The sequence below is a fragment of the Oceaniferula marina genome (genome assembly GCF_013391475.1).
GTDB lineage: Bacteria > Verrucomicrobiota > Verrucomicrobiia > Verrucomicrobiales > Akkermansiaceae > Oceaniferula > Oceaniferula marina.
The window spans coordinates 666,727-679,021 of sequence record NZ_JACBAZ010000004.1; the positions used below are offsets into that span (position 1 = coordinate 666,727).

The following is a 12,295-nucleotide window of genomic DNA, read 5'->3' on the forward strand; positions in this document are numbered from 1 at the left end:
CAAAGGCGCACCATTGATGATCAGCCCCTAATCATAACCCAATATGCGCTGCGCATCATCAAATCATGGTATGCCTAGCCATCAATCAAAAAAAACATAAAAAACATCCCAAACATAAGGATTAGTTAATTATTTGCAATTCTCCCCCGAGACGGACAAGGGGAAGCATGACTCAGCGAGGCTAAAGAACAATTAGCGTTTTCTACGCAAAATCAGAGCGAAGGCACCCAGACCAAACAAGGTAAAGGTTGAGGGCTCGGGAATCACCGTCAAGGCAACCTGACCACCAGTAGTGATATCCAGTTCGAAATCCAAACCTGCGGTCAAGGTCGGCAGCGTTCCCAGATCCAATCCGTTGTCGGTCAGCGTTCCGCTGTATTCCATCAGCACCCAGCGATCACCGGATTGTGCATTGAGAAAATCATTTGTCACCAGCTCGGTCACATTGAGCGTGCCGTCGAGTGTCAGATCGGTAATGCCGGCAACCAGGTCGTTGATATTGCTTCCGTTCGTCTGGTCACTACCACTGAGTTCGAAATCGAGGAAGGAGCCAGTTCCAAGCATCAGACTGGAATTCATAGTTAAGGTTCCAGCACTGCTTCCGGGTGCCAGCACCGAACCGCTGGCCAACTGGATCGGCCCGAGCACTTGACCCGCACCTCCCAGCGTCTGTCCATTCTGAAGTTCGAAGGTTGTGCCCATTGCCGACACATCGAATGTAGCCCCGGCGCTTACCTCAATCTCGGAGGAGGCCGCTATCGATCCGCTCACGCCAAGCGAGAGCAAGCCTTCATCGATACTCGTTTTCCCTGTGTAAGTATTGGTTCCACTGAGTGTCAGGTCTCCCGAACCTGACTTAACCAATGACAGATTGTTTTCATTACTCCCAGCCCCTCCAAGAATGCCAGCAAAAGTGCGACCGTCCCCCGTGTAGTTTACCGTAAGGGTCGATGCCGTCGCCGAACCATTAACAATACTACTTCCAGTGTTGTTGTTGTGGTTTCCGATATCGGACAACGTCTGGTTGTAACCATTCATCACCAATTTTCCAGATGTCCCTCCATCGCCAAATGCTAGACCCGTCGTGATCGGCAATCTATCATGACCACCAAGGATCACGGCACCTTGTCGGATCCACATGCCTTCCGCATAACTAGTGGCACCATTAATCAGGATAGAACCAGCCCCCCGCTTATGAAAATTCACATCAATGCCAGCTCTGGCTACGCTGCCACTCCCATTCATATCACCATTAATGACCAAATCCCCCGTCGCATTGTTCGCTCCGGATGCAACCTCCATGCGGTAACCATAATTTGCAGCATTCAAGGTAACATTAGAGTCGATGACTGAGCCCGAAGCGGCAGAAGCCAGAGTCAAGTGCACACCATTAATATCACCCCCCATCAGTGTAGCGGTCCCCGCATCATAGGTCCGCACCGTGCTTGCGGCCGTTTGAAAATTCAATCCCCCGCTACCGGCCAGACGGTGTGACGTTCCTCCTTTTAAATACAGCCCAGAAGCATCCGCTACACCATTACCATGGACAGCAACACCATAATCGCCACCCCATGCGTTGGTCCGAGAATAACCCAATTTAAGTGCGGCCCCTGGATCGAGGGTGTATTTGTGAGCCCCAGGGTTGGCTGTAATTTCCATCGTTCCGGCCGCTACAGTCGTCGCGCCAGACCATGAACCTCCACCTGCGAGAACAAGCGTGCCGTCACCGGTCTTTGTCAGACTTGAGCCCCCGGTCAAATTACCACCCACAGTAAGCGTTCCTGACATGACATTGATTTGACGGTCCCCGTTCAGAGTAATCGTGCCAGAACCCGTATTCAGATCGTTACTACCGACAAAAGTAACATCGGCATCCCAGGCGTGAGCATTCCCTGTGTTCAGGGTAAGAACAGATCCTGAGGTATTATCAATCGAACCGCCATTCACGGTGAACGTTCCCGAACCCAAGGCTCCAGCGCTATTCAGATTCAGCGTTCCTGCGTTCAGCACGACGCCTCCAGAGAAAGTATTGTCGTTGGAAATCGTTAACTCACCCGTGCCCCCTTTGGTCAACACCCCGTCGCCACTAATCCCCGTGCCACTCAGGCTGTAGTTTTTGCTCGAGTTATTGAATGTCATCGAGGCTGGGGCAACATCACTGGCAACATTGATCGCTGTAGTACCTGTCGCGGTATCATCGAAGGTCACTGCGTCACCGCGGTAAAATAAATTATCCGAACTCGTCCAGTTCGTTGCTGTCGTCCCCGCCTGCTCCCAAACATCACTGGTTGCTCCTGTCCATGTTGAACTCTCAGCACCAAGATCAAGGACCAAGGTCTTTGAATTATCCGTAACAGCAACACTGCGGTAATCACTGCTGTTAGTAACCGAAAAGCTATCCGTAAGATCCCCCCCATTACCATCGGTCAAGGTTCCCACATAACTGAGCAGATCGACGGTTCCAGACTGAGGAACGGTCGCAAAACTCAGGTTGGTCACTCCGTTCAGTGTGACATCGCCTCCGACAGCCAACACGGAAGCGGTTCCGGGATCGACGATAAGATTAGCTCCGGTCGTAGCGCCCAAGGTCAGACTGCCAGCAACACTGCCTTCGTCGCCCAGAGTCGCTCCGTCCGCCACAACAAGAGAGCCGCCCAAAGCGGTGCCCATATTAAAGCGTCCACCGGAAACGGTAACCGTCCCGGTGTAGGTCGCACCAGTCCCCTGAAGGGTGATGGTTCCATTGGCATTGGCATTTCCAGCAAAGTTAATTTCAAGATCACCGGATCCGGTCAAATCACCTGAAATCGTGCCACTGGCACCGGTGTAACCGACAACTCGTGAAGCGCTCGCCACTTCAAGATTGGCAATCGTGTTGTTCCCAAACCGAATTGCACCCAAGGTTCCGGCTCCTTCCGTTGCGCCCAGTCCATTGATCGAAAAATCATTATTGTACGTCCCGCCTTGAGTCAAAAATGCTTGGCCGCCATCATTGACCGTCACCTCCCCAGTTCCGAACGCTGAAACATGATTGGCATTAATCCGTCCTGCATTGATTGTGGTACCGCCCGAATAGGTGTTCGGCTGATCCAACACCAGCTGATTGACATTGTTTTTCACTACCGCCAGTGGTGTCGATCCATCGAAATCAACGATGTCCAACTTCAATTGCTGATCATTCGTGGTTAAATTTCCGCTTGCCGCTCCGCCGCTATTGATCGTCAGCGTGCCCGACGACGAGGTGATTTCACCGCTGTTCTGCACCCAGAAGTTCCGCCCGGTCATGAAATTCACCGTGCCTCCCGCAACATCAAGCGTGTTGTTCGCCTCGACATGAACATCACGCCCAGTGGTCAGTTCGTTGATGGTGGTCACGCCTCCACCATTCACACGCATCGATCCACTGGTAATGTTAAAATGTGTACCAGACCAATCGGCATCAAGTCCTGTGACATGCACATTACCACGCACATTGTTAAAATCTCCGGTGAAACCTGAGCCATCACCAGCCAACTTAATCGTGCCGCCATCGGTGTGCTTCAACGAAGTCGATGCCACTCCAGACTCATTGGAAATGGAACCCGCAATGATATTATTACTCACCCCGCCATAGTTACGAAGAACTCCTCCGCCCGCACCTACCTGAATATCCCTCGTAAAGTTCACATTCAAATTTTTATCCACCAAACCACCACCATCGAGGATCACAACATTACCAGCGTCCCCAAAATTGGAATTCATATCAACCACACCCGAGGTAATACGTACAGCGCCGACAAAGGTATTCGCCCCCCCAAGTCGGGTGCTACCTCCAACACCGCCACCCGAATCGGCCGTACTTCCATTTGAAGCAATGGTTAACTCACCGGTCCCATCAATGATCGAATCAATATTGACCACCGAACCATCGGAGGTCCCTGAAGTGTCAATCGTGCCCCCGTTGATCGTTAAGGTATCCCCCGTAATCGTATAGGCCGATGTAATCGTGATATTGCCAACTGTAATTGGTTCACTCAACGTCACCGTTCCTGCACCAACCCCTCCAAAAATGGCATTGTCCGGCGTTGTGTTGTTCCACACAATGCCAGCCCCGCTCCAGTTCTCCGAAGTGGTATTCCAGAGACCATCGGCACTGCCATTGTCCCATGTGAGATCTGCCGCAAAAACCGGTGTTACCGCGAGAGAAAAACACAGGCTCAGCTGTGTCGAAAATTGATTTTTTTTCATAAAAATAAAGGGTGAAAAAACAAATGCCAAAAACGATCAAACCCCTTAACCGTTCAGATAGCACTAATCAATTAAATCACAGCACCCTCTCGCATCAATGATATAATGCACAAAATTTTACTCAATCGGTAGTGATTGATCTATTATTAGTCATTCTTCCCCGAGACGGACAAGGGGAAGCATGACTCAGCGAGGCTAAAGAACAATTAACGCTTTCTGCGCAAGATCAGAGCAAAAGCACCCAGACCAAACAAGGTAAAGGTTGAGGGCTCGGGAATCACCGTCAAGGCAACCTGACCACCAGTAGTGATATCCAGTTCGAAATCCAAACCTGCGGTCAAGGTCGGCAGCGTTCCCAGATCCAATCCGTTGTCGGTCAGCGTTCCGCTGTATTCCATCAGCACCCAGCGATCGCCGGATTGTGCATTGAGAAAATCATTTGTCACCAGCTCGGTCACATTGAGCGTGCCGTCGAGTGTCAGATCGGTAATGCCGGCAACCAGGTCGTTGATATTGCTTCCGGTCGTCTGGTCACTGCCACTGAGTTCGAAATCGAGGAAGGACCCTGTGCCCAGCATCAGACTGGAATTCATAGTTAAGGTTCCAGCGCTGCTTCCGGGTGCCAATACGGACCCTTGAGCTAGCTCGATCGGTCCGAGCACTTGCCCAGCACCTCCCAGCTTCTGGCCATCCTGAAGCTCGAAGGTCGAGCCCACATCTAAAACATCAAACGAAGCTCCTGCTTTCACTTCGATCTCCGAAGAGGCCGCTATCGATCCGCTCACGCCAAGCGAGAGCAAGCCTTCATCGATCGTTGTTTTACCGGTGTAGGTATTTGCAGTCGACAAGGTTAATGTTCCGGTTCCCGTTTTCGTGAGTGTCCCGCTACCTTTGATCACACTGTCGATATTGACATTCACGTTGGACTCAGTGGACATGGTGGCACCGCCCGCATTGATCTGAAACTGCTTATAGGATCCGATATTGTCCTGATTGCCACCGTCATTCCATCCGTCGCGATACAGAAGCGTGCCACCGTCGAAGGTAAACACCGTTGCTGCTGGACCACTAATCCCATCATCATGTAACTGATCACGTTTACTCACCGCTACTGTTCCCTCATTGAAGTTCCACGTGATATAATCGGAGGTTGTGTTCGCTTTCACATCACCGGTCACCTCTAGGAGCCCGGTTCCCTGTTTGGTAATCGTGCCACCTCCCGTGATGCCATTCAGTGTCACGGTATCAGAACGATCAAACACAAGCGTTCCGTTATTGATTACAGCCCCTGTTCCAAGACTTCCTGTCGTTCCTCCGTTACCCACCTTCAAGGTGCCTTGGCTGATCGTGGTACTTCCGGTGTAGCTATTGTCTGCCGTCAGAGTCAATGATCCGGTCCCCGTTTTTTCCAAGTTCCCAACGCCTCCAATCGATCCGCTGACTGTGGCGCTTGCCCCTATCCAGGTTGTCAAGCGGGCATCCGATTGCAGAGTGACAGAGCCGGCAAGCTCTGTGCCATCATCGAAGCGAACGGCTCCTAACTGACCTGCAGCCTCGGTCACACCATTGCCATTCAAGTTCAGGGCATTGCTGAGAGTTCCGGTGCGCAGCCATAATTGACCTGTATCTTTCACCGTCATGGCTCCCGTGCCAAGTTCACCGCCATCCACATTCACTCTTGCACCTTCAATCGAAACCGCACCCGTGAAACCCGAACTGTCCCCACCGATCACAAAATTCGAACTGTTGGTCCCATTACCGATGAAATCCAAAGTTCCCGATCCGCTGATCGCATTTTCCAGTGTGAACCCATTGCCCCGGTTGATCACCAAGGCAGCATTATTCACTATCGAACCACTTCCCAGAGATCCAGAGTTTCCTCCATCTCCGAGACTCAAGGTTCCACCGTCGATCGTAAACGAGCCCGTCGTGTCGCCGTTTCCTGTAAGCGTCATTGTAGAGGGCCCGCTTTTCACCATCGCTCCTGACCCGGAAAAAGCCGTCGAATAACTTTGATCCGTTGAGCTGGCAAAGGTCAGGGTGCCTGTTCCTGTATGACTCAGCCCTCCTAAATTCGACAAACTGGCATTCAAGGTTACATTTCCCGACCCGGTAACGGAAAGAGTTCCAGTAACTTCGAGCGACTCCGCTCCATCCGTCAGATCTTCCAGAACGTAATCATTTCCCGCCGTATTGGCAAAGGTCACGTCGTTAGCAGCAAGATCAGACTGAAGAGTCACCGTGCCAGCTCCGGTATCACCGAAGGTTACCGAGTCCAGTTCAAAGAACAACAAGTCTGACCCGCCCGTCCAGTTGGTCGAGGCGTTGACATCCCACTGTCCATTCGCCGTGGCATTGCTCCAAATTTTGCTCTCGCTACCGATATCCACCTGGATTTCACCATTGGATGCTGCCGTGCTGGAAAAATTGGCAGCACGTGTTGTGTTGGTCAGGCTGAAATCCGAGGCAGCGGTACCAGTGTATGTTCCACCATAAGACATCACGGAAATCGTGCCATTCGACAGCTCGCTAAGGGTGACAACCACCCCACCAGCACTGCTATCCAAGTTACCTGAAATTCCGAGCATTTCAGCTGAAGCTGTATCGACATTCAAACCACTACCTGTTGCCAAAACAACATTGCCTGTAATGGATCCTTCACCAGCAAGCGTCTGACCACTGTTCACCACCAAACCTCCAGCTAATGCCGAAACATCCAACGTTGCTCCGGATTGGATCGTCACAGAGGAAGAACTACCAATGGCTCCAGCGCCGGTCAAAGCAAGCACCCCCTCGGTCACGGTAGTGGCTCCGGTGTAATCGTTGGCTGCCGTCAGGGTTAAGGTGCCCGCACCCTTTTTCTCAAGGGTTCCCGAACCACTGATCAGATTCCCCATGCTTAAGGCATCACTTCGGTTCACCACCAAGGCTGCATTGTTCGTTACCGCACCACTTCCCAAGGTTCCAGTTGTTCCACCATCACCAACACTCAGCACTCCCTGACTAATAGTTGTCACCCCGGTGTAGGTGTTAGCACCAGTCAAGGTCAGCGTTCCTGCCCCTGTTTTTTCGAGCGTTCCTGTCCCACTGATGTCATTGACCATCGTCAAGGCATCACTGCGATTGATGATCAATGCTGCATTGTTCGTTATTCCACCCGAGCCCAAGGAGCCGGTGTTACCACCATCACCAATTTTGAGCGTTCCTGATTGAACCTCAACCACACCCGTATATCCCGTGCTGTTGGCCGTCAACAACAGAGAGCCAACCCCGTTCTTGGTGATTTTTTTCGAGCCGAGAATCTGCCCGCTCATCAAAAAATCGGTATCCGGATCATTGACGGTGATTATCGAATTTGCATAGGTGTTATATTTGACAGAAATAACCGACTGAATCGCAGAGTCCTCCACAGTCACAGTTGTTCCACCTCCTCCATTGCGGGTGCGCAATTCCCCAGAGCTGCCGGTGTAATTCTCAATCGTCCCCCCAGTCATCCAAATATCACCGACATAGCTTGTCGACCTGAATTGGAACGTTCCTCCGTTCAAGGTCATATGTCTGTTGGGATTAGAACCGCCACCAAAAGAATGTGATCCCCAGTTCACTGCCGTTGCCCCAGCATTGACTGTGAGCATACCACTGCCCTGTGCCGTATTTTGATACCATCCACCTCCGGAAAGAATCACTTCACCACTATTCACGGTCACACCTCCGCTGAAGGTGCTGCGCCCGGAAAGGTCCATTGTTCCTGGACCACTGAATACAATACCTCCCGTTCCGCTGATATTCCCTTCAAGAGTGAGCCTTGCTCCCGCACCGGCACTGAAATTTTGGGTTCCTTCAATCGCCAAGGTATTGTTGACCGTAGCATCACCATTGGCTGTAATCCCGGAACTCAGAGTGATTCCCCCTGCCCCATTGAGCGTATAAGCCGTCATATTATCAAAGGTGATCGACCCAACTGACACATCTTCGGTCACATCCACTGTAAACTCACTCGCGGAATCATTGAAGGTCACTGAATCCAGCTGATAAAACTCTGTCGCAGCTCCATTGTTCCAGTTCTGTGTCGTGGCCACGTCCCAAGCGTTACTATTTGCCCCCGTCCAGGTGACGTTATCACCTGCAGCAAAGGTCATCGTGATGGCTGATCCCGTGTCAGCAAGAGTCGGTGTATTTCGAAACTTGGCGGAACTCGCTGTATCCACCTGTAAATTTGCCAAGCTACCACTTGCAAGATTGGAATAGGTTAGCACATCGTGTGTCCCAGGCGCCGTTACAGCTCCGGAAATCACAACATTATTTGTCCCAACAAGGTTTAAATTAGCCACCCCCAAGGCGCCACTCGTTGACGCATTCATCATAAAGGAAGCTCCCGCGCTAGAACCCAGGGTCAGATCACCGCCCATCTGGGCCTCTCCGCTCAAAGTGCCCGCATCATTAACCATCACATCCCCGCCGTCGAGGTCATTCAAGGTCAGCAAGCCTCCGGACAGCGTCATGGTTCCTGAATACGCACCACTACCGTTCGTATTGATCACTGTGGTTCCGTCACCTGTAATGTTGACATCACCTGTTCCGGTGAAGCGAGTCCCTCCCAAGGTCAAGGTCCGGCCAGAGGCCAGACTCCACTCTTGGTCGCCCGCTGCCACATAACCGACAATCTTGAGGTCACGAACTGCAGCTGACATATCAATCCCACCCTCTTTGGAGGAAACAAAATTATTATACGTCGTGTTATTCACGACCACATCCGTCGCCACGCTTACACCGTCCAGTCGAATTCCGTAGTAGGTCAAACCAGCCCCCGTTCCCAGGCTTCCTGTTTGCTTATACGTGTCATTAAATACGGCAATATCAGCATCGGTAGGAGCAGATCCGTCTACCCAGGAACTTCCAGTCACGAGACTTGTTCCGTTATCAGCTTTTACTACAACATCGGCATGTGCAACGGAGAGGGCCATGGAAACACCCATGCTCAAGGGAAAGGTCAATTTATTCATCATTATGATTAATTACAGTAAGGGTAAAAAAATATTTATGGTTAGAAAACCCTAAGTTCGCAAATATGCCTCCCTAATTTTTGCTGCGGCGCATGATCAGGGCGAAGGCACCCAGGCCAAACAAGGTGAAGGTTGAGGGCTCAGGGATGACGACTAGACCAACCTCTCCTCCACCAGAAAGATCCAACTCAAAGTCCAGACCTGCGGTCAAGGTAGGCAGTGTGCCCAGATCCAATCCGTTATCGGTCAGCGTGCCTGAGTATTCCAGCAGCACCCAGCGATCGCCAGCCTCGGCATTGAGGAAGTCATCCGCCACCAGTTCGGCCACGTTCAAGGTGCCGTCCAGTGTGAGATCCGTGACACCGGTCATCAAATCATTGATACCGGAGCCCGTGGTTTGATCGGAGCCACTGAGCTCAAAGTCCAAGGTCGATCCGACGCCAAGAATCATGGCAGAATCGAAGGTCATCGTGCCGGCACTGTTACCCGGGGCAATCACCGATCCGGATGCCAATTGGATAGGCCCAATCACTGCACCAGCGCCACCAAGCGTTTGTCCATTCTGAAGCTCGAAGGTCGAACTCATGGCCGAGACATCGAAGGAGGCTCCAGCTTTCACTTCGATCTCAGAAGAGGCCGCAATCGAACCACTTCCCGCCAAACTGAGTATTCCCTCTGCAACCGTCGTATTCCCAGTGTAAGTATTAACTTTGGATAAGGTTAAGGTTCCGGTTCCCGTTTTAGTGAGAGCTCCCGTTCCCTTAACCACACTATCAATATTCACATTGACCGCAGACTCGGTGGACATGGTGCCACCTCCGTCATTGAGTTGAAACTCCTTGTAGGAACCAATATTGTCCTGATTGCCAACATCATTCCAGCCATTGCGGTACAAGAGTGTTCCACCATCAAAGGAGAATACGGTTCCAAAGTCGCCAATGCCATCATCATGCAATTGATCCCGCTTACTCACAGCAACAGTTCCCTCATTAAAATTCCATGTGATATAATCAGCGTCTCCGTTCGACTTCACATCGCCCGTCACTTCTAAAAGCCCAGCACCCAGTTTGGTGATCACACCGCCACCGGTAATACCATTTAAAGTGACATCATCTGATCTATTGTAGATGAGTGTGCCATTGTTAGTAACGGCACCTGAGCCCAAACCTCCGGAAGTGCCACCATCACCCGATTTTAAAGTTCCTGAACCAATCTCGACAGCCCCCGAATAAGCTGAGTTATTCCCTGTCAGCAACAAGGTTCCCACCCCATTTTTAGTGATCTTTTTATTTCCTGTAATTTGACCACTCAATAAAAAGTCAGTATCAGGGTCATTCACCGTAATGGTTGAGTTTCCAACCGTATTATATTTCGTTGAAATTACCGACTGGACCGCTGAATCCTCAACCGTAATCACCGTGCCCCCTCCTCCTCTTGTCCGGAAATCAGCATTATTGGATAAATAATCCTCAACCTTACCTCCCGTCATCCAAACATCATCAACGTAGGTTGAAGAGCGGAGTTGGAAAGATCCTCCATTCAAAGTCATATCCGCCGAAGTGCTGTCTCTTCCACCAAATGAATGTGCATTCCAGTTTACCACCACGGCCCCTTCATTCACCGTCAGCATGCCTGACCCTTGTGCTGGGTTTTGATACCATCCGCCACCAGACAAAATTACTTCGCCACTGTTCACGGTTACCCCTCCTGCAAAGGTATTTCTTCCGGAAAGATTCATCGTCCCCTCCCCATTGTATTCCATACCTCCCGCGCCACTAATAACGCCACCCAATCTGAGCGTCGTTCCCGAGGCGGCGCTAAAGGTGCGGTCACCACTCAGAGTTAAATTACTAACAATCACAACATCTCCACTCGCTGTGATTCCAGAGCCAATAGCAATACTTCCTCCTCCAATCGTATAGGCTGTCGTATTATTAAAAGTCATTGATCCAACAGACACCTCTGAAACCAAATCAATCTCAAATACACTGGCGGAGTCATCAAAAATCACTGAATCAAGATTATAAAAGTTAGTTGCTGCTCCATTATCCCAGTTGCTGGTTGTATTCACATCCCAATTGGCATCATTAGCCCCCGTCCATGTGACATGATCACCTGCCGCAAAAGTCAATGTGATGGCACTACCCGTATCAGCCAGCACCGGGGCGTTACGGTACATCGAAGCACTGGCGGCATCGACTTGTAAATTAGCCACACTTCCGGTCGCAAGGTTAGCATAAGTGAGAACATCGACACTCCCCGTACTACCTGATGAAAAACTAACGGTGTTCGTCCCCACAAGATTGAGGTTCCCAACTCCCATCGCAGCACTAGTCGAAACGTCCGCAAACAAAGTGGCTCCCGCAGATGAACCTAAAGTTAAATCTCCAGCCAACTGCGCCTCACCACTCAGCGTTCCTGCGTCATTGACCACCACATTTCCGCCATCGAGGTCATTCAAGGTCAGCAAGCCTCCGGACAGCGTCATGGTTCCTGAATACGCACCACTTCCGTTCGTATTGATCACTGTGGTTCCGTCACCTGTAATGTTGACATCACCTGTTCCGGTGAAGCGAGTCCCTCCCAAGGTCAAAGTCCGGCCAGAGGCCAAGCTCCACTCTTGGTCGCCCGCTGCCACATAACCGACAATCTTGAGGTCGCGAACTGCAGCTGACATATCAATCCCGCCCTCTTTCGTAGACACAAAGTTATTATACGTCGTGTTATTCACCACGACATCCGTCGTCACGCTTACACCATCGAGACGAATCCCGTAATAGGTCAGACCTGCTCCGGTGCCCAAATTTCCAGTCTGCGTATAAGTATCATTGAATACGGCGGTGTCGGTATCCGCAGGAACAGAGCCTCCGACCCAAGAACTACCGGTCACCAGGCTGGTTCCATTATCATCTTTAACAACATCAGTTTGTGCATTCGCTTGCGCGACGGTAAGAGCCATGGATACCCCCATGCTCAAGGGAATGGTTATTTTTTTCATTTATATTTTAGGGTGAAAACACGGGGGTATTATTCACGAAGTAGAAATATGCAAATGCTCAAATATG

3 protein-coding genes are annotated in these 12,295 nt (G+C 50.9%); all 3 read right to left on the reverse strand.

Annotated elements, in window-relative coordinates; translation table 11 throughout:
• Positions 1-192: 192 nt before the first annotated feature.
• The 3 genes from HW115_RS12915 to HW115_RS12925 all read right to left on the reverse strand — a co-directional run bounded on the left by HW115_RS12915 (position 193) and on the right by HW115_RS12925 (position 12,228).
• Entirely contained in the window at positions 193-4,227 is a 4,035-nt protein-coding gene (locus HW115_RS12915; RefSeq protein WP_178933285.1) for an autotransporter-associated beta strand repeat-containing protein, read from the reverse strand.
• A 206-nt stretch (positions 4,228-4,433) separates the two neighbouring features.
• Complete coding sequence (locus tag HW115_RS12920; RefSeq protein ID WP_178933286.1) at positions 4,434-9,233, reverse strand: autotransporter-associated beta strand repeat-containing protein; 4,800 nt, start codon at positions 9,231-9,233, stop codon at positions 4,434-4,436.
• A 70-nt stretch (positions 9,234-9,303) separates the two neighbouring features.
• Complete coding sequence (locus HW115_RS12925; protein WP_178933287.1) at positions 9,304-12,228, reverse strand: PEP-CTERM sorting domain-containing protein; 2,925 nt, start codon at positions 12,226-12,228, stop codon at positions 9,304-9,306.
• Positions 12,229-12,295 lie beyond the last annotated feature (67 nt).

What these genes read in the sequence shown, in the direction of transcription:
- HW115_RS12915 (WP_178933285.1), bottom strand. Translation starts at nt 4,227, where the DNA reads ATGAAAAAAAATCAATTTTCGACACAGCTGAGCCTGTGTTTTTCTCTC.
- HW115_RS12920 (WP_178933286.1), bottom strand. Translation starts at nt 9,233, where the DNA reads ATGATGAATAAATTGACCTTTCCCTTGAGCATGGGTGTTTCCATGGCC.
- HW115_RS12925 (WP_178933287.1), bottom strand. Translation starts at nt 12,228, where the DNA reads ATGAAAAAAATAACCATTCCCTTGAGCATGGGGGTATCCATGGCTCTT.